Below are 18,208 nucleotides of genomic sequence, written 5' to 3'. Positions count from 1 at the left end.
AGTCATGCTTCCAACTCCCTTGTTGAGATCTGCGAAACCCCAATAAGGTAAGCCGAAAGGCTGGAAGTGTGACTGTCCCTCGATCATCACCTGCATCTCAGTGATCCGTTCTCTCAGCGGGCGCGGCTGCCTCTTTCATGCCATCTCCTCCCGCCGAAACTATCGGTCAGTGGCGGCATAGGAGCACAGTTGCAAAATGAGGAAAACACCTCAAGCAATGTGTGGGCTCTCGCAGGCCACTCCGGTATTTTTAGGAACAATCGATACGGAGGAGTGGCGATGGACGATACACTTTATGGGAAGCGCAACAAACGGGGCGATTGGGCGCCCGCCAAGCTGGTCTCCTACCCACCTGTTTTTGTCTGGCCGGTTCAGCCGATCCGATTCCTGAAATGGGTCTTCGGCTATCCGGGCTATCTTATGCCCTGGAACGTCCTCTACGCGATCATCGGGACACTTCTCTGGATCTACGCGACGCCGTCGTTCGAAACGACGAAGACCCTCTCTATCGGCTGGATCGCCTATCTCCTAGCGCGCAATGCCGCGCTCGTGTTCGTGTTTTTCGGAATGTTCCATCTGCGCCTCTATATGCAGCGCAAGCAGGGAACGAGCTTCAAATACAACGCAAAATGGCCGTCGGTCGGCAATGACGCGTTCCTCTTCGGAAATCAGACCGTCGACAACGTGATCTGGACCTTTGCCGGCGCCGTTCCGATCTGGACCGCGTTCGAGGCGCTAACGCTCTGGGCATTTGCGAACGGTATCATTCCCTATGTCGCGTTTGCGGATCACCCGGTCTACTGCGGCATTGTCATGCTTCTCGTCCCGACATTCCGCGACTTGCATTTCTACCTTGTGCATCGCCTGATTCACTGGCCGCCGCTCTACCATGCCGTCCACAAGCTGCATCACAACAACGTCAACCCCGGCCCGTGGTCAGGCCTGGCCATGCATCCCGCGGAGCATTTGCTTTATTTCTCGGGCGTCTTGATCCACTGGATCGTGCCGTCCAACCCGGTCCATGCGATGTTTCACCTCGTGCATGCGGGGCTTGCCCCAGCCCCTGGCCACGCCGGCTTCGATAAAATCGTCTTCGGCGAGGACAGCGCGATCGATACCCATGCATATGACCACTACCTCCATCACAAGTACTTCGAGTGCAATTACGCTGACGGCGTGATTCCGCTCGACAAGTGGTTCGGAACCTTCCACGACGGTTCGGCGGAAGCGCAGGAGCGGATGGACAAGCGGTTCATGGAGCAGGCCCGCCGGCGCCAGGAAAAGAAAGCCCGGCAACAGCAGCAGGCAAGTTGAAAGAGCAATCATCCTCCTGAGCTTAGAGCCCGGCGATATGCCGGGCTTTTTGTTTTCCCGGATGCCAGCGAACCTCTCAAGTTGAGGTTTTTTCATCACTATTTTCGCGGACGAGGGGAGTGGGCGCAGCTACCGTCTTGATGCGGACATCGGGTGCCGCATCATCTCTGGGAGGAGAATATGCTTAAATTCCTGAGCGCCAGCGCGCTGGCCCTGGTGCTTGCAACTCAAGCTCATGCCGCCGAACGCATAGGCGTTTCAATGGGGACGCTGTCTAACAACTTCCAGACGCTGATCGTCAACGGCATGGACGCCTATGCCAAATCGATCGGCGTCGAATTGCAGATCGAGGATGCGACGACTGATGTCAACAAGCAGCTCGATCAGGTCCGCAACTTTGCGACCAGCGGCGTATCGGCGATCATCGTGGATCCCGTCGATTCCGACGGCACTCCCGCGCTCAGCAAGGTTGCTGAAGAGGCTGGCATTCCGCTGATCTACGTGAACGTGCAGCCGACCGATCTGTCGACTCTTGGCAAGCAGCAGGCGTTTGTCGGCTCCAACGAAATCGAATCCGGGACGCTGCAGACGAAGGAAGTCTGTCGGATGCTCGGCGGCAAGGGAAATGTTGTTGTCATGATCGGCGACCTGACGAGTCAGGCTGCTCGTCAGCGGACGCAGGATGTGCATGACGTCATCAAGACACCCGAATGCAGCGGCCTGAACGTGGTTGAGGAGCAGGTCGGAAGCTGGAGCCGCGTCAACGGTGCTGATCTGGTCTCGAACTGGCTGACGTCGGGCCTGGAATTCGATGCGGTCATCGCAAACAACGACGAGATGGCGCTAGGTGCCATTGCCGCGCTGAAGAATTCAGGTGCCTCGACTGAAAAGATCCTCGTCGCCGGCATCGACGCCACACCTGAGGCGTTGCAGGCAATGAAGGCCGGCGACCTCAAGGTTACCGTGTTCCAAGACGCTAAAGGCCAGGGCAAGGGATCGATCGACGCAGCCCTGAAGGCAGTGAGACGCGAGAAGCTTGATCGCGAAGTCTGGATCCCGTTCCAGCTCGTGACTCGGCAGAATATGGGCCAGTTCGAGAACCTCAACTAGCTCGGATCGCCTCACGGTCTGAGCACACAGATCACGGCGAGGCCGACTGCCTCGCCGTGATCTGCTATTTCAGCGGCCCGGATCGGTGTTTGGTGCCCGTCGCAGCGGCGCGGACGGCTGTCCAGACAGTTTCTTTAGGCTGCAAGATCCGAAAGGCAGCCATGCGTTAGCGAGCTTGGTAAATCGGTGCGATGCGCTATTTATCTCCGTGCAATACAAGGAGAAAATGATGAAGAAGATCGCAACCGTTGTTGCTGCCGCATCCCTGATGCAAGCCCTGGCCTCGAGCGTTATCGCCGCCGATTTGGTGAGCACCTACAATGAGCCCCAGCCCGATTTGAGTGATGGGGTCAAGATCGGGATCCTGACTTGCGATGTCGGTGGCGGTATCGGTTACCTCCTTGGTTCGGCCAAATCGGTTGACTGCGTTTTTAGCCCGGTTTCGAACAGTGGGGCGCCGGATCGCTATACGGGCGCGATCCGCAAGCTGGGGGTCGATGTCGGCTTTACCACGCGCGGACGGATTGTGTGGGCAGTGTTTGCACCGACGACAGGATACCATCGCGGTTCCCTCGGCGGTCTGTACCAGGGGGCGTCGGCTGAAGCGACGCTCGTCGCCGGTGTGGGCGCCAATATCCTCGTTGGCGGCACCAGCGGTTCGGTCCAATTGCAGACGTTGAGCGTGACCGGTCAGCTCGGTATCAATGTTGCTGCTACCGGAACGTCCATGACGCTGACGCCGCAGGGTTGACGTATATCGGCCACCGGCGGTGATGTGTAATTCTGGCCGCGGAGGCATGCGGCCAGGATTTGGGGGCGGCATAGGAGGTAGCCATGAGGTATGCCGCGATATTCATTGCGATGGCGCTAGCCGGCTGCAGCACGACTGGGCCGCCGCCTGAGCCTATTCCGGGTAGCCTGACCTATGGACGCGTCGCGCGCTCACCGTACCCGCCGGGAACGGTGATCAACAACACGTTCCTGGGAAAATGGGGTTACCGCAGGTTCGAGCAATACGTGGTCCAGCCCGATGGTACGCTTAAGTTGACCTTTCAGCAGACCGCCCCGGATTTCCTGGTCTGGTAATCACTTCGGGTTCGGCCGCCGTTATCGAAGTTTTGGTGGCTTACTGGTGATGTTCGCCTGATTTTCATGCTCGGGAACGTGGCGTCCGAGAAGTTTGTGCAGCTTGCGCTCTTCTGCGGCATCGGCACCGTGCCTGCCTTGCTTGGCGATACTCTGACCCCGGGGGCCTGGATTTCTAATCTGTCTGTTTTGCGTACTATGCATGGCCTTTTCCTCCCACGGCGAAAACGCACAACCCGCGCCAATGTTCATCGGTGCGACACAAAAAGTCATCGCTGTCCGTACTCGAAACTATCTCAATTTCGAAAAACGGTACAGGCGGCTCCAGCCGCACGGACAGTCACACAAACCTTGTCGGCTTCAGCGCGAGTCTGCCTGCCGATACGGGCTGCGTAGCGCGGCCTGAAGCCGAAGCTGTGGTCACGCATGCGCACGATGACCGGCTCTTCACCCGCGAGCGGCGACGGCAGTTGACGTGCGACCGCGGTGAACAGGCGAAGTGCTGCGGCATCGCTGCTGTTCGCCGCAAGCTGGGCGCCCCATGGTGCCCATGGACCCTGTTGAACCGAGGCGCTCTCGGTCAGGCGGCGGTTGCTGGCAAGCTCTATGCAGCCATCAATGAAGGGTTTGTCCGGACTAAGAAATTGCGCGGCGTCGACCGGAGGATCGCTTTTCCATTGCTCGATCGTATTCGCGGTTATGGCCAGGACGTAGCTGCGCGTTTCGAAAGGCAACAAGCCTGTATCAAGATAATCCGCGAGTCCCCGCTCGCCGGCATTATAGGCTGCGGCGGCAAGGCCGAGATTGCCGAAGCGTGTTCGCAATTCGTCGAGATAGCGTGCTGATTCCTTGAGGGATTCGAGAACATCGAAACTGTCCCTCAACCCGCGCAGCCTTGCCGTGCCGGGCATGAACTGGGCAATGCCCTGCGCGCCTTTGGGGCTGACGGCGCCTGCTCGAAAGCTGCTTTCACGCCAGATCAGTCGGGCGAAATATTCCGGCGGCAGATGGTTTTCCCGGGCGAAGTGATCGATCGCGACACAGAGATCGCGGCCATACGTTTCGCGGGTTATGCAAAGGCGCTCGCCGGACTGAGGTATCGCTAGTGAGTAGATGCACACGCGATGCGATGTTGCGGCTGGCGGTTGGGAAAAGGCAATCTCGGGAAGCGCCAGCAGAAAGCCGGCAATGAGAATCATTAAGCCTTTGCCGAACGATACGCCCACTGCCGCCATCGTCTCTCTACGATTCCTGGTCCAAGCCGGAAAAGATACGCCCGTCAATGAATGACGGGCGGAGTTGGGAGATTAATACGCCCTTGCACGTTAGCAATGCTGAATATGACGTCAAGACAGAAACGACGAGTGGAAGGTTTTTGCCGTATGCCTGTTGCCGCCGTTCGACTATTGTCGGGAAGAATAGTTCCCGATTCAGCGAGGCCGCCAATGAGACTTTCTGCTTGCATCGAATGGCTGTTCGCTGCCGAGGCCGACAACTTTGCAGACAGGATCCGACTTGCGCACAGGGATGGCGTGGAGGCGGTCGAATTCTGGAAATGGACGAACAAAGATATCGGCAGCATCGAATGGGCGCTGACGGAAACTGAAATAGAGCTCACCAGCTTTGGCGCTGAACCGATGATTGCGCTGACCGATCGTGCCAACAAGGAAGCATTCCTGAAAGGCCTGAAGAGTTCGATGGAGACGGCCAGGCGCCTCGGTGCTCACACATTGATTGCGCAGGCGGGTGACGATCTTCCCGGCAAGTCTCGCGAAGAGCAGAAGGCGGCGCTGATTGAAACCCTGACTGCCGCCGGCGAGATTCTCGAAGGCAGCGGGGTTCGCCTTGGTCTTGAGCCTCTCAACACGTTGATCGACCACGTCGGCTATTTCCTCCACTCAACGGTTGAGGGCCTCGATATCGCAAAAGCAACCGGGCGCCCCGAGATCGGCATTGTCTACGATGTCTATCATTCCGCCGTTATGGGCGAGGATACGGCCGAGGTGATCGGCGGCAATATCGCCCGCGTCTTCCACGTCCATATCGCTGATCATCCGGGACGGAACGAGCCCGGTAGCGGCAATGTCGACCTTAAGCGACGGGTCGGTTGGCTCGTCGAACAAGGTTATTGTGGTGCAATCGGGCTGGAATACAGACCGTTGGCAGAGAGCGCCGCGACAATTGCAGCGACCCGACGCATGCTCGGCTGAAAGCGGGGTAATTCATACTCGGATGGTCCTCAGCCATTTCAATCTGCAGGGCCGTGCACCATCTAAGGATGAGTAATGTCTTCCCGCAATCGGGAGGCGACTGTATTTGTGGAGCGTAGCCATGCAATCCCTGTCGGACGTGCCTTCGTATTTCATGGACCAGAGCGAAGGCGTGTGGCCCTCGCGTCGACGAAAGATCATCGATTGGCTAGTCACCGAAACGCGCGATGAGCGCTTCATCGACAACATATTCGTGCAGATGTGCCAGCGGCTGCGGGATGAAGGCGTCGCGGTGGCGCGAGCGTCGCTACATTTCAGAACGCTTCATCCCCAATGGCTCGGAGCACGTATTCTCTGGAAAGTCGGATTGGCCGAAGCGAAGATCGATACGTTCGGCTACGGCGTTGAGAAGACTCCGCAGTTTCGCAACAGCCCGGTGAACGAAATTTTCAGCGGCGCGATCGAAGTCCGCAAGGACCTCGAGGCGATGCACGACGGTGACGGCCACCATCAGTTCTATGACGAGTTGATCCATGACGGGCTCACGGAATATATCGCCTGGCCGATGGAACACACGCTCGGCAAGCGCCATATCGCGACCTTTTCCAGTGATCGGCCCGGCGGCTTCGCCGACGAACATATTGCTTTTCTCAAAGATCTTCTGCCAGCTTTGACCCTGGTGACCGAGATCCGGCTCAAGAACATTCTGGCACGCACGCTGTTGGAGACCTATGTCGGGCCGCATGCCAGCGGAGAGATCCTTGCTGGCGCGACGACGCGCGGCAGCGGGGCGACAGTTGGGGCGGCGATACTGATCTGTGATCTGCGCGACTTCACCACGATCTCGGATCACTGGCCGCGCGACGACGTTATCGAGTTGCTGAACGGCTACTTCGACGCGATGTCGGAGCCGATCGAGAATCACGGCGGCGAGATCCTCAAGTTCATGGGAGACGGCATGCTGGCGATCTTCCCGCTGACCAATCCGATGGCCTGCCAGAACCTGTTGTTGGCGATCAGGGAGGCAGAGGGCGCTGTTGCCACCCTGAACGAGCAGAACGCGCGCGAAGGCCGCCAGGTACTGCGCTATGGCATCGGCGTGCATGTCGGCGACGTGATGTATGGCAACATCGGCTCGCGACGGCGGCTCGACTTCACGGTCATCGGACCTGCGGTCAACGTCGCCTCGCGCCTGGAAAGCCTGACGAAGGAGATCAAGCGGCCAGTATTGTTCTCCAGAGCATTCGTCGAGATGGCCACATGCCAGGAACGCATGGAGAGCCTCGGCTCGTTCCCCCTCCGGGGACTAGGCGAACCTGTCGATGTCTTTGCCTTCAAGCAATCCTGAAAGCTGCAGTATCCGCGACGAAGGGCGCATAGGGTTCCTAAATGCATGGCGGGGTTGTAGGGCTACGATAGCCAAACGATCTTGAGTCCCTGCCAGGAGACAATCCCAGATGCCCGGTCCTTATGTTGTTCCCGTCCATGGTGACGAGGAGCTGCCGAAAGAATGCGATGTCGTTGTGATCGGTGGCGGCATCATCGGCTGCTCCACGGCGCTGGAACTTGCTGAGCGCGGCTTGCGCGTGACGCTCTGCGAGAAGGGCGGGATCGGCAAGGAACAGTCCAGCCGGAACTGGGGCTGGGTGCGGATTGCGATGCGCGATCCGCGTGAAGTGCCGCTGATGGCGGAGGCGCTGAGGATCTGGGATGGCCTGGACAAACGCACGGGGCGCGATACGGGATTCAAACGGGCGGGGATCATCTTCACCTGCACCAATGAGAAGGATCTCGCGGACCACGAGCGCTGGCGTACCAACCTCGACGGCCATCAGATCGAATCCCGGATGCTGACGGCGCGGGAGTTCGCCGAAACCATCCCCGGCTCGAGACTGGACATGGCCGGAGGGCTCTACACGCCGGCTGACGGCCGGGCGGAGCCGCAAAAGGCGGCACCGGCGATCGCCGAAGCGGCGCGTGATAAGGGAGCGACCATTCTGACGGAATGCGCTGTCCGCGGCATCGAGACCTCGGCGGGAGCCGTCAGCGGCGTCGGGACGGAGCGTGGCGCGATCGCCTGCAAGGCTGTGGTTCTGGCCGGCGGGGCCTGGTCCAGCCTGTTTGCCGGGCGCTTCGGCATCGACCTGCCGCAACTGAAGGTGTTGAACAGCGTGATGCGCACAAAGCCGCTGAACGGTGGACCGGAACAGGCGATCTGGGCCAAGGATTTCGCCATCCGAAAACGGCAGGACGGCGGTTATACAGTCGCCTGCGGGCACGACAACATCGTCGATATCGTGCCAACCTCATTCCGCTACGCTGCAGCGTTTCTGCCGGCATTGAAGTCGGAGTGGAAGTCACTGTCCTTCCGCCTTGCTGGCCGCTTCTTTGACGAACTGCGCATTCCGCGGCGCTGGTCGATGGATGACGCGAGTCCGTTCGAATATCATCGGGTTCTCGATCCGATGCCCTCGAAAAAATTGACGCAGGATGCACTCGGAGGCCTGAGGAGGGCGTTTCCGGTCTTCGAGAAGGCGGAAATCGCCCAGCGTTGGGGAGGCTACATCGATGTCACGCCCGATGCCGTACCTGTCATCTCGGCGGTCGATTCCATTCCAGGCTTCCACATCGCGACCGGGTTTTCCGGGCACGGCTTCGGCATTGGGCCGGCGGCAGGACGACTGATGGCCGATATCGTTATGAGCAGGACGCCCGTCGTTGATCCGAAAGCGTTCCGGTTCGAGCGCTTCAGCGACGGCTCGAAGGTCGAACTGATCAGTGGCTTTTGATTGGGCGAGGGGAGCGCTTCGCCCGCGCTGCCTACTCGGTGCTGCGCTGCCGCCGCTTCGAATGCGCTTGCCACGGCTACGGCACCTGGATCCGGCACGCCTTCCTTTGCCTTTGTCGACTCCGCACCAGTGGCTCTTGCCGCGCCTGCGAGATCTCCCGATGCTAGAGCTCCAAGTGCCCGGAGCCAGCGCGTCGACCCTTGTGGATCCGCAACCGTGACGAGTTTAATAGTGCTATTGCGCGCCGTCTGGGCCCAGCTTGTCATCGAGAGGTCTGGTACGCCCTAGGGGAATCGAACCCCTCTTTACAGAATGAGAATCTGTTGTCCTAACCGATAGACGAAGGGCGCATCAGGCAAAGAAATAGGAACGAACCGGCGGTTCGACAAGACGCTCGAGCTTCGCGGTAAAGAGAAGCTGCACGCCCTAGACGGAGAGTGTGGCGATCGTCGCTACTGCGGCAGAATAGCCCACATAATCGTCCCGAAGACGATAATGAACACCAACACGAGTAACAAGAGTCGGGCAATGCCGACGTTCACGTTGCCATTGCCGACAATGACCTCGAACCAATCTCGTGATTTTGTTTTCTGTTTTTCCATCTTCTCTGTCTTCTCGACTGCGATGGTATCGAAACCGGTTCGTAGCCGGATTTGGACTTGAGGTGAAGCCGAATGAGCGCCCCGTTGTCGATGACAGACGCCTGATCTTCATGCGGCAAGGGCCGCATATGGATCATCCCTAGGCGTTGTATTTAGACTGGGAAAGATCATGAAGATCAAGAGAAGTGGCACGCCCTAGGGGAGTCGAACCCCTCTTCCCAGAATGAAAATCTGGTGTCCTAACCGATAGACGAAGGGCGCTTCCTTCGTGGTGGCGCCCTTATAGTCAGGCACCCTGAATCCCGCAAGCGGGAAATTCGATTTTTTTCAAAAAAATGACCGGATTTTTTTGCGAGAGCGAAATGGGGTTTATTGTAGCCGAATCAAGACGCTATTCGCCCATGTTAGGAATTCGCGAGGCGAGCTTACGCTGCGTTATGAACGGCGAAGCGCCTGCCTCACAGGGCGCGAGCGATGGTCGCCGGAGCGGCCCTGCCGCCGCAACCCCAGTTCCAGTCGCGGTTCTTTCCGGTATCGAGATGAACCGAGTCGGTATGGCAGTAGGTGCCGACGCCGCCGCGATCCGGCAGTGATCGGACATAGCTTGCGATATCCCATTTTGACACGCCGTCGATCTGAATGTCGGCCGCGTCACAAGTCTTGTGCATGGATTCTTCGGCGCCGCCGACCATGCGGTTGTGATTCGGGTCGCGGTAGCCCGATGTGACGATGACCGGCTTGCCGAAATGCGTCTCGATCGCCTTGATCACGTTCATCAGGTTCGGCTTGAAGCAGCCGACTTCCACCTTGTCGTTTTGAAGATGCAGGCCGTTGGGCGCAATCCGCGTCATGCCGGGCAGGGAGGCTTTTTGCAGCAGGCCAGAAAGACTGCCGAGCAGGTTTTGCCTCGGCGCGCTGTAGAGCGCATTCACCGTTTGCCCTGCCAGGGCGCCCGTCGAAAGTGACGCGCTCTGCACCGGCGCGCTCTGCGTGCTCGTGTTCTGTGAGGACTGCTGTGGCAACAAGGGTTGACCCTGCTGCGTCTGTTGGGACTGATCGACCGGCACCTGGCTACTGTAAACGCTCGAGCGTACGGGGCTGACACCAACCGGCGCGTAGGCATTGCCGCCGGCGGGCTGCAATTGGGTCGAGGTCGGATTGTTCTGCGACACTGCGCGCGCCGAGAAGATGCTCATCGCCTGCGCGTTGATCCCGGTTGATTGCATTGCCAGGCCGCCGATGTTTGCGGGAGCCGAAGCGGCTGATCCTGCTGCCATCGGCTGCGCGTTCGGAGCCTGCGCTGGCTGAGCGCCCGATACATTCGCGACCATGGGATCGCGATAGCCTGGTTGGACCGGTGTGGCTGCCGCGGCCTGCTGCGCAGCTGCCGCCGGTTCGACCGGCGCGAGGACGGAGGCGGCATCGGCGGCCTTTTTGTCCGACACGCAGCCGCTGAGCACCAGCGCCGATGTGGCGATCAGAAGGGCGGGTCCTAAAGCTATCCGTTTTTCAACAGCGAGCACGCGAGCATTCTCCAGGGGACGGCGAAGGCTGCGTGAAAACCGCATGCTTCGCCTCGAGTCGACTGGAGAGTGCCTGCGCCACCCGGCTGCGGCAAGCGTGACGCGGACACGCAAGTCCGAAATCGCAAAAGCCGCAAGCCTCGCAAAAGCCTCGGCTTACCAGGCGCCGGTATTGCCCATCGAAGCCCAGGGCTCGGCGGTCGGAAGGCTTCCGCCCTTTTGCAGAATCTCGATCGAGATACCGTCCGGCGAGCGAACGAAGGCCATGTGGCCGTCGCGCGGCGGACGATTGATCGTGATGCCGCTGTCCATCAGCTTCCGGCAGGTGGCATAGATGTCATCGACCTCATAGGCGAGGTGACCGAAATTGCGCCCGCCGGTATAGTCCTCGGTGTCCCAGTTATAAGTCAGCTCCAGGCAGGGCGCGCCCTTGGCACTGGCGTCGGCCTTGTCGCCAGGAGCTGCAAGAAAGACGAGCGTGAAGCGGCCCTTCTCGTTCTCCGTGCGCCTGACCTCCTCAAGACCGAAGAGCGTGGTGTAAAAATGCAGGGAGGCGTCCAGATCTTTCACGCGGACCATGGTGTGGAGATAACGCATTCTATTTCCTCTCTAAGCGGGGCGTCGGGTTCTTATGTGGCGGACCACCAGTTTCGGGCAAGACAGCGGAGTATGATTGGCAACTGGGAATAATCGAAAAGTAGGACTTGCGCTAATCCGTTACCAACATGTTAATCTTGATCTCAAGAATCAGTTAACCGTAACAGTGTGACGCGTATTGAGGGGCTGGCGACATGGCTGACAGAATTTCATCAAAGGAATTCACCGACCTCGATCAACTCGCGGGGGAAGCGGTCGACCTCATTGAAATCACCGGCGTCGTCAAGTGGTTCGACGTGGCCAAGGGCTTCGGTTTCATCGTCCCGGACAACGGCATGCAGGATGTCCTTCTCCATGTGACCTGTCTGCGCCGAGACGGCTACCAGACAATTCTCGAAGGCACGCGGATTGTTGCGCTGATCCAGCGCCGTGAACGCGGCTATCAGGCATTCAAGATCCTGTCCATGGACCAGTCGACGGCGGTACATCCCTCGATGCTGCCGCCGGTTCGCACCCACGTGCAAGTCACGGCGACGAGCGGGCTGGAACGCGCGCTGGTCAAGTGGTTCAACCGCACCAAGGGCTTCGGCTTCCTGACGCGCGGCGAGGGAACGGAAGACATTTTCGTCCATATGGAAACGTTGCGCCGGTTTGGTCTCACGGAGTTGCGTCCGGGTCAGGTCGTGCTCGTCCGTTACGGTGATGGCGACAAGGGACTGATGGCCGCCGAGATTCATCCGGACGTGCCGAGCCCGGTGAGCCGCGCGCACTGATGCGTATGTCGGCCGTCCATTGGATCAGAAGCGCCCTTGCGGCGCTTTTTTTCATCCTCGCCTTTCCGGCTTTCTCCCAACAGCCGATGACCTTCGACAAGGAGCCGCTGATCATTCAGACAGCCTCCGGCAAACGGCTGAATTTCGTGGTCGAGATCGCCGATACCAACGAGCAGCGCCAGCGTGGGCTGATGTATCGCAAGGAGATGGCCGACGACGCCGGCATGATTTTCGATTTCGGTGTTTCGCGGCGGGTCCAGATGTGGATGGAAAACACCATCCTGCCGCTCGATATGCTGTTCATCGATTCGACGGGCACGATCCGTAACATCAAACAGAACGCGGTGCCGTACTCCCGGGACATCATCGATTCGATGACGGAAGTGAAGTACGTGATCGAACTCAATGCCGGCGTGACCGCCAAACTCGGCATCAAGCCGGGCGACAAGGTGATGAGCGCGACGACCACAAAGAAGAAGTAGGAGGGCGCCCATCGGAGCGCCTGTTCTCCGCCATGAGATCTCTGTCAGCGGCGGCTAGAACTTGACGCCAATGCCCGCGGAGACGACTTGTTCATCAAGATCGACGTTTGCTCCCTGGATATCTTCGCTGCCGTAATCGTTGTAGCGATATTCCGCCCGACCGAAGAGGTTGTCGGTAAAGGCGTAGTCGAGGCCCGCGCCGACCGTCCAACCGTTGAAGGTCTTGTCTTCGTCGCCAGCCGGCGTATCGACCGTGGCACGTGTCGCGGCCCAGCCCGCTGTCGCGAAGATCAGGGCACGATCAACGGCGTAGCCGACGCGACCGACGACAGAGCCGGAAACGTCTGTCCCAACTTCCGTGGGCGTGCCAAGGACAGTCAGATCCTTCTTGTTCCAGGTGTAGGAAAGGTCGCCCTCAATACCGATCACGATGCTGTCCATCTGGTAGTTCGCGCCGAGGAAGCCGCCAACGAGGCCGCCGTTAAAATCATTGGAGGCACTGGCGCCGGGTACGCTGAAATCGCTATTCAGGAAACCTATGCCGCCGCGCAGACCGGCATAGGGTCCGGTCCAGCTGAAAACTGGGGCAGGTGCAACGGGCATCACTGGGAGATCAGGTGCAAGGTCGGCAGCGCGGACTGGCAGAGCAAGCGCGGTCACGACGAGAGTGAGCGAAATCCGCAAAGACGACATCATGAGGTTCCCGTAGCGTTAACAAAGTGCAGATGAATATGGTGAATGATACCTTATGCAGCCTTAACAATCGGTTTCTTTGCAATTTTCGCGTGTTGGTGCCATTGCCTCCTCTGGAGCGAGCCAAGAACAGATGCTGTAACGAAGGGGGAAACGGCGCAGCAATTCGCGCTGAAGGATCAGTCCGCGATCGTTGGTGACGCTGTGAATTGAAGGGAAAGTGGTCGGAGTGGAGAGATTCGAACTCCCGACCCTCTGGTCCCAAACCAGATGCGCTACCAGACTGCGCTACACTCCGTGCCGACGAGGGAGGGCAATACACGGTTCGCATCGTGGCCGCAACATCTAAATCGCGTATTCCCCAATGCTTGATGCAAGCGCTTTCTTCGTTCAGGTTGGTGTCAGGAAAGGTTGACATCAGCGCCAATGATCGAGCGGCCAGGATCATGCCGCCACCATTTAGGTTGCGGAGAGCGGATTGGATGATTTCGATGAGACGCCGCAGCATCGGAGGCTAAGGCCGTGCCTTGGCAGCGTCACGCTGTCAGTCCTCGTCGCCGTCTATATTCTCGCTGTGGCCAACGAGACTTTCTGGATACGGGCTTATACGCATCTCGCAGTCTATCCGGTGGCCTTCATCGCCTTCGTCATCGGCATTGTTGCGGTTACGATTGCTGCGATGACAGCTTTTTCGGTGAAATATCTCATTAAGCCGGCTCTGATTTTTTTCGTGCTGGTCTCGGTGATGGCCGCTTGGTTTACTGATCAATACGGCATCGTCATCGACAAGGAGATGATCCGAAATGCGGCGATCATGACGCAAGAGGCAGCCGCGCACCTCATTACGCCGGCCTTTCTCTTGCATTTGTTTTTTACCGGAATGCTGCCGTCACTGTTTATTCTCTGGGTTCGCGTCGTGCATCGACCGTTTCCGCAGAAATTTGCTTGGAACATGGCGGTCATTCTACCGTGCCTGGCCGTGTTTGTGGCGGCGGGCCTCGGCTTTTCGCAGACCTATGCAGCGGTCGGACGCCTGCATCGCGATATTATCCTGTCCTTCAACCCCTTCATTCCGATCGGTAACGCCGCCCGCTACCTATTTGCGTCGGAGCGTGACAGCAGCATCGCGCGTCGCCCCCTGGGCTTGGATGCCCATCAGCGCTCATCCAACCCGAATCATAAGCCGCGGGTGATCGTTCTCGTGGTTGGGGAGAGCGCGCGTGCGCAAAACTTCTCGCTCGGCGAATATTCCCGCGAGACCAATCCGGAACTGAAGGCGAGGGATGTCGTTTATTATGCCAACTCGACGAGTTGCGGTACGACGACCGGTGTATCTCTCCCTTGCATGTTCTCGGCCTATCCGAAACGGCAATATACGCTGCGCAAGGGACTCGAGACCGACAATCTGACCGACATTCTGGGTCATGCGAAAGTGAAAGTGGAGTGGTGGGACAACAATACGGGCAGCTATACCGTTGCCAATCGAATTCCCTACCGCTTCCTGCCAGATGCCGCCGATCCACGTTTTTGCCGTGACGGTGAATGCCTGGACACGGCGCTGCTCGATAGGCTGGATGAATGGCTCTCCGGCGTAAAGGGCGATAGCGTCCTCGTCCTTCACCAGAACGGCAGTCATGGCCCCGGCTACTATCAGCGCTATCCGGACGATTTCCGCCGCTTCATCCCCGATTGCCGGACTGCCGAATTCGGCGCCTGCACGCGGGAGGAAATCATCAATGCCTATGACAACACGGTTCTATTCACCGACCATGTCTTGGCGAGGGTGATCGACATCCTAAAACGGCATGGAAATTCCGAATCGACCGCTATGCTTTATGTGTCGGACCACGGCGAATCGCTGGGCGAGAATGGTCTATATCTGCACGGGGCGCCCGATCTTCTTGCGCCGCCGCAACAAACGCATGTGCCGATCATCGCATGGCTTGCGCCGGACTTCAGCGCGGCCGCGAAGATCGACACGGACTGCCTCGCGCGCCGGGCGGCGGAACCGACATCCCACGACAATTTCTTCCACAGCGTCCTCGGGCTGATGGATGTGGCAACTAGTCTATACGATGCAAAGCTCGACCTCTTTGCAGCATGCCGTGACGCGGCGGCTGGATAGGAAGGCTATCGGAAATGGTTGGAAATTCCGGCGTCGGCCGCCTTGGCTTTTTTCTTGAAAAGGAAGGGATTCGTCGGTAAGCAAAATTCATCTCTTTGTGCGACGGTTTGTATGAAGAGAAGCCTCGGATTGGGGCAGAGTGAAGTTTCGAGTGCGAAAGCCCGCTAATTCGGAGGCGTTGCAGCAATGTCTGCCAAGATCTACCGTCCAGCCAAGACCGCGATGCAGTCCGGTAAGGCAAAGACAAATACCTGGGTGCTCGAGTTCGATCAGGAGACGCCGCGTACCATCGATCCGATCATGGGTTACACGTCTTCCTCGGATATGCGCCAGCAGTTGAAGCTGACATTCGAAACGCAGGAACTCGCTGAAGCTTATGCGAAGCGCAACGGCATCGACTATCGGGTTATCGCTCCGAAGGATCCGCAGCGCCAGACTGTGGCTTACCCTGATAATTTCCGCTATACGCGGACACAGCCTTGGACGCATTGATCCGCTTTCATGCACGCTGATTTGACCAAGGCCTGAGGCCTAGGTCACTCGGCCCCTTAGCTCAGCTGGATAGAGCACCTGCCTTCTAAGCAGGTTGTCGCAGGTTCGATTCCTGCAGGGGTCGCCAAATCTTTTCAAATTTCCCGGGCGATGTAGCCGGCGATTTCCTCCGGATATTGCAGTTGGCCGATGCCTTTGCGGTACGGCAGCGTAACAATCCATCCCTCGGGAATCAGCGCATCCCAAGGGGCAGGAGCCGCCTCTCGAAGTCGTTGGGGGTCTTGGTGAGCGCTATGGCAAATCCCACTACACCGTTGGTGAGATTCTCGCGCGGCAGGTCGGACTGTTGAGGTTGCTGTGAACTTGGACGGCTCCTAGGATTTTCGTGCCTCGGGGGTACGCAGTCGTGACTGAAGCGATTGTCCAACAACTAGTCTTTACTCTAAACCTCGCGTGGGAAATCGCCTCGCGGGAGAGCCCGGACTACGACCTCGTCGTGTACTATATCCAGCAGGCCATCCAAGCGGCTCAAGAGGAGGCATCGCGACAAGGGACTGTTGTCGACTTCGACCGGAGGTCTGAAATTCAATAAGCCGCTTGGGTAGAAAGCGTCGAGCCGAACTCCTGTCAAGCGAAGCGAAGAATTGACCCCCCCCTCAGTTTCTCATTTCGCCCGACAACTCCATTTGTCTCAAGTGCGGGGCAGATTCCTGTTGACCGAGGAGGACGAGATTCCTCCGAATTTTCTCGGAGCAACATCATGATGTTTGGTCCTGCCAAGGAGAAACAGATGAACCGACTTCGCAATTTTTTGGTGGCCGGGGCGCTGCTGAGTCTTGCGACGATGGCATCGGCTTGCACTTCGACAACCAGCCAGCCGAACCAAAACTCCTCGCTAAACTCAGCCTGTGCACTCGGATTCAACAACGACCGCCCCTGCAGCTATTAGTAAGATAGCCGAACAAGAGCCCAGATGAGCCAGGGGTTGCGGAAAGTTCGTGCCTGGGAACAGTACAATCCCGACCCGAGCCGACCTGCGCCTTAAGCGCAGAAACTGTCCCTGGCTCCCCTTGTCCACGCCCACGCGCAAGCCACTTCTCGGCAGTTCACTCGATGCCGAACACGCCCATGAAATGCCGCATGCGTGCGACGGCAAGCTCTGGTTTGTCGAGGACGTTTGCCTTGTCGGCAAGGCGGAAAATGTCGGCATAGTGATTGATGCCACGCGCCGATTGCAGGCCAGCAGGAAGGCTGAAATGGCTCTGGTGACCGTTCAGCCAGGCCAGGAACACGACGCCGGCCTTGTAGTATTGCGTCGGCGCCTCGAAGATCTTGCGGGAGAGCGGAACGGTGGGCTCTATCACGGAGCGGAAGGTGGCGGCATCACCCGCGGCAAGCGACGCCAACGCTTTCGACGCTGAAGGGGCAACGGCATCGAAAATGCCGAGGAGGGCGTGGCTATAGCGGCGGCCATCGCCTTCGATCAGCTCCGCATAGTTGAAGTCGTCTCCGGTGAAGCACAGAACGCCTTCCGGAAGCCGGTCGCGCAACAGCACTTCCTTGGCGTTGTCGAGCAGCGAAATCTTGATCCCCTCGACCTTCTCCCTGTTCTCATTGATGATTCTGAGAACACACTCGAGCGCCGGTTCAAACTGCGCGCTGCCCCAGTAGCCGGCCAAGTTCGGATCGAACATGTCTCCGAGCCAGTGTAAGACGACCTTGTCCTTGGCCTGGGAGAGAATTCGGCCATAGACCTTGACGTAGTCGTCCGCTGAGGAGGCCACCCGGGCAAGGGCGCGGCTGGCCATCATGATGGCCCGGCCGCCGTTCTTTTCCACGAACTCGATCTGTATCTCGTATGCCTTGATGACGTCGTGGATCGATCGCGCATCGGATGCCGCCAGATGATCAGTGCCGGCACCACATGCAAGATCCGCCCCCTGAATGGTGCGAGCTTCCTCCAACGAGCGCCGGATCAATTCCTGCGCGCCAGCCCAATCAAGGCCCATGCCGCGCTGAGAGGTATCCATTGCTTCGGCGATCTTGAAGCCGAGGCTCCACAGGTGTCGGCGGAAGGCGATCGTTGTGTCCCAGTCGATCGCGGGGCGGCCCCAGGGGTCGAGCTCCCTTCGAGGATCGGATACGACATGGGCGGCCGCGTACGCAATCCGGTTGAACTTCGGCGGTGTGGACGGGCGCTCGATCGGCGTCCCGACAAGACGGTACTCGCTGGGGCGGTCGTCGGTGTTCGGCAGATTTAAAAACAGGCTCATTGCGATCCTCCTCGACAGGTGACAACGCAATAATTTGGATCGTTCCAAATTTCAATTAGATTCTTTTGATCCATATTTTTCCACTAAGAGCGAGGATATCCTGATTTCTTTATAGAGGATAAATACAGCGCATACAGTA

The 18,208-nt window shown here is 58.5% G+C and carries 18 protein-coding genes and 4 tRNA genes; 12 read left to right on the top strand and 10 right to left on the bottom strand.

From position 1 onward, the window contains the following. Positions 1–279: 279 nt before the first annotated feature. The 4 genes from ATY79_RS22670 (at position 280) to ATY79_RS22655 (ending at position 3,510) form a co-directional block, all read left to right on the top strand. Positions 280–1,314 (top strand): sterol desaturase family protein, encoded by a 1,035-nt coding sequence (locus ATY79_RS22670; protein ID WP_088704937.1) that lies wholly within the window; start codon positions 280–282, stop codon positions 1,312–1,314. A 180-nt stretch (positions 1,315–1,494) separates the two neighbouring features. After that, complete coding sequence (locus tag ATY79_RS22665; protein WP_088694457.1) at positions 1,495–2,424, top strand: sugar ABC transporter substrate-binding protein; 930 nt, start codon at positions 1,495–1,497, stop codon at positions 2,422–2,424. A gap of 229 nt (positions 2,425–2,653) precedes the next feature. Then, entirely contained in the window at positions 2,654–3,175 is a 522-nt protein-coding gene (locus ATY79_RS22660) for a DUF992 domain-containing protein (RefSeq protein ID WP_088694456.1), read from the top strand. An 83-nt stretch (positions 3,176–3,258) separates the two neighbouring features. Continuing rightward, positions 3,259–3,510 carry a hypothetical protein gene (locus tag ATY79_RS22655; protein WP_189637234.1) on the top strand — a complete coding sequence of 84 codons (252 nt, stop codon included), beginning with the start codon at positions 3,259–3,261 and terminating at the stop codon, positions 3,508–3,510. 21 nt (positions 3,511–3,531) lie between these two features. On the opposite strand, the gene ATY79_RS31710 is transcribed toward ATY79_RS22655, so the two are convergent. Together ATY79_RS31710 and ATY79_RS22645 are read right to left on the bottom strand one after the other, a co-directional pair. After that, positions 3,532–3,714, bottom strand: coding sequence for a hypothetical protein (locus ATY79_RS31710; RefSeq protein ID WP_088694455.1), 183 nt, complete (start codon positions 3,712–3,714; stop codon positions 3,532–3,534). A gap of 92 nt (positions 3,715–3,806) precedes the next feature. Then, positions 3,807–4,745: a lytic transglycosylase domain-containing protein gene (locus ATY79_RS22645; protein WP_088694454.1), complete on the bottom strand. Its 939-nt coding sequence runs from the start codon at positions 4,743–4,745 to the stop codon at positions 3,807–3,809. A gap of 210 nt (positions 4,746–4,955) precedes the next feature. Here ATY79_RS22645 and ATY79_RS22640 point away from each other — a divergent pair, with 210 nt between their 5' ends. The 3 genes from ATY79_RS22640 (at position 4,956) to ATY79_RS22630 (ending at position 8,509) form a co-directional block, all read left to right on the top strand. Further along, positions 4,956–5,720 carry a TIM barrel protein gene (locus ATY79_RS22640; protein WP_088704936.1) on the top strand — a complete coding sequence of 255 codons (765 nt, stop codon included), beginning with the start codon at positions 4,956–4,958 and terminating at the stop codon, positions 5,718–5,720. Between the two features lie 121 nt (positions 5,721–5,841). Then, complete coding sequence (locus tag ATY79_RS22635) at positions 5,842–7,068, top strand: adenylate/guanylate cyclase domain-containing protein (protein WP_088704935.1); 1,227 nt, start codon at positions 5,842–5,844, stop codon at positions 7,066–7,068. Positions 7,069–7,177: 109 nt separating this feature from the next. Continuing rightward, entirely contained in the window at positions 7,178–8,509 is a 1,332-nt protein-coding gene (locus tag ATY79_RS22630) for an FAD-binding oxidoreductase (RefSeq protein ID WP_088704934.1), read from the top strand. Positions 8,510–8,784: 275 nt separating this feature from the next. On the opposite strand, the gene ATY79_RS22625 is transcribed toward ATY79_RS22630, so the two are convergent. The 5 genes from ATY79_RS22625 to gloA form a co-directional block, all read right to left on the bottom strand. Beyond that, positions 8,785–8,859 (bottom strand) — tRNA-Glu (locus tag ATY79_RS22625). 102 nt (positions 8,860–8,961) lie between these two features. Next, positions 8,962–9,111, bottom strand: coding sequence for a hypothetical protein (locus ATY79_RS31015; protein ID WP_189638060.1), 150 nt, complete (start codon positions 9,109–9,111; stop codon positions 8,962–8,964). Positions 9,112–9,297: 186 nt separating this feature from the next. Next, positions 9,298–9,372 (bottom strand) — tRNA-Glu (locus ATY79_RS22620). Positions 9,373–9,569: 197 nt separating this feature from the next. Then, positions 9,570–10,634 (bottom strand): D-Ala-D-Ala carboxypeptidase family metallohydrolase, encoded by a 1,065-nt coding sequence (locus ATY79_RS22615; RefSeq protein WP_088694450.1) that lies wholly within the window; start codon positions 10,632–10,634, stop codon positions 9,570–9,572. Positions 10,635–10,790: 156 nt separating this feature from the next. Further along, positions 10,791–11,231, bottom strand: a complete 441-nt coding sequence (gloA, locus tag ATY79_RS22610; RefSeq protein WP_088694449.1) for a lactoylglutathione lyase — start codon at positions 11,229–11,231, stop codon at positions 10,791–10,793. A gap of 194 nt (positions 11,232–11,425) precedes the next feature. Between gloA and ATY79_RS22605 the strand changes: the two genes are divergently transcribed. Both ATY79_RS22605 and ATY79_RS22600 read left to right on the top strand, forming a co-directional pair. Beyond that, positions 11,426–12,004, top strand: coding sequence for a cold-shock protein (locus ATY79_RS22605; protein ID WP_007535143.1), 579 nt, complete (start codon positions 11,426–11,428; stop codon positions 12,002–12,004). Beyond that, positions 12,004–12,486: a DUF192 domain-containing protein gene (locus ATY79_RS22600; protein WP_088694448.1), complete on the top strand. Its 483-nt coding sequence runs from the start codon at positions 12,004–12,006 to the stop codon at positions 12,484–12,486. Before ATY79_RS22605 ends, ATY79_RS22600 begins: the two co-directional genes overlap by 1 nt. 54 nt (positions 12,487–12,540) lie before the next feature. Here the strand turns inward: ATY79_RS22600 and ATY79_RS22595 are convergent, their stop codons facing one another. Together ATY79_RS22595 and ATY79_RS22590 are read right to left on the bottom strand one after the other, a co-directional pair. Next, positions 12,541–13,179 (bottom strand): outer membrane protein, encoded by a 639-nt coding sequence (locus ATY79_RS22595; RefSeq protein ID WP_088694447.1) that lies wholly within the window; start codon positions 13,177–13,179, stop codon positions 12,541–12,543. A 221-nt stretch (positions 13,180–13,400) separates the two neighbouring features. Beyond that, positions 13,401–13,477, bottom strand: a tRNA-Pro gene (locus ATY79_RS22590). Between the two features lie 180 nt (positions 13,478–13,657). Between ATY79_RS22590 and ATY79_RS22585 the strand changes: the two genes are divergently transcribed. The 3 genes from ATY79_RS22585 (at position 13,658) to ATY79_RS22575 (ending at position 15,923) form a co-directional block, all read left to right on the top strand. Then, positions 13,658–15,304 carry a phosphoethanolamine--lipid A transferase gene (locus tag ATY79_RS22585; RefSeq protein ID WP_088694446.1) on the top strand — a complete coding sequence of 549 codons (1,647 nt, stop codon included), beginning with the start codon at positions 13,658–13,660 and terminating at the stop codon, positions 15,302–15,304. Positions 15,305–15,490: 186 nt separating this feature from the next. Next, complete coding sequence (locus ATY79_RS22580) at positions 15,491–15,796, top strand: ETC complex I subunit (protein ID WP_088694445.1); 306 nt, start codon at positions 15,491–15,493, stop codon at positions 15,794–15,796. A gap of 50 nt (positions 15,797–15,846) precedes the next feature. After that, a tRNA-Arg gene (locus ATY79_RS22575) sits at positions 15,847–15,923 on the top strand. Positions 15,924–16,902: 979 nt separating this feature from the next. Here the strand turns inward: ATY79_RS22575 and ATY79_RS22560 are convergent. Then, on the bottom strand, positions 16,903–18,069 hold the full coding sequence (locus ATY79_RS22560) for a dihydrodipicolinate synthase family protein (protein WP_088704932.1): 1,167 nt from the start codon (positions 18,067–18,069) through the stop codon (positions 16,903–16,905). Between the last annotated feature and the right edge of the window lie 139 nt (positions 18,070–18,208).

Source organism: Rhizobium sp. R693 (assembly GCF_002211315.1).
Classification (GTDB): domain Bacteria; phylum Pseudomonadota; class Alphaproteobacteria; order Rhizobiales; family Rhizobiaceae; genus Rhizobium.
This window is presented reverse-complemented; position numbering and strand designations above follow the sequence as displayed.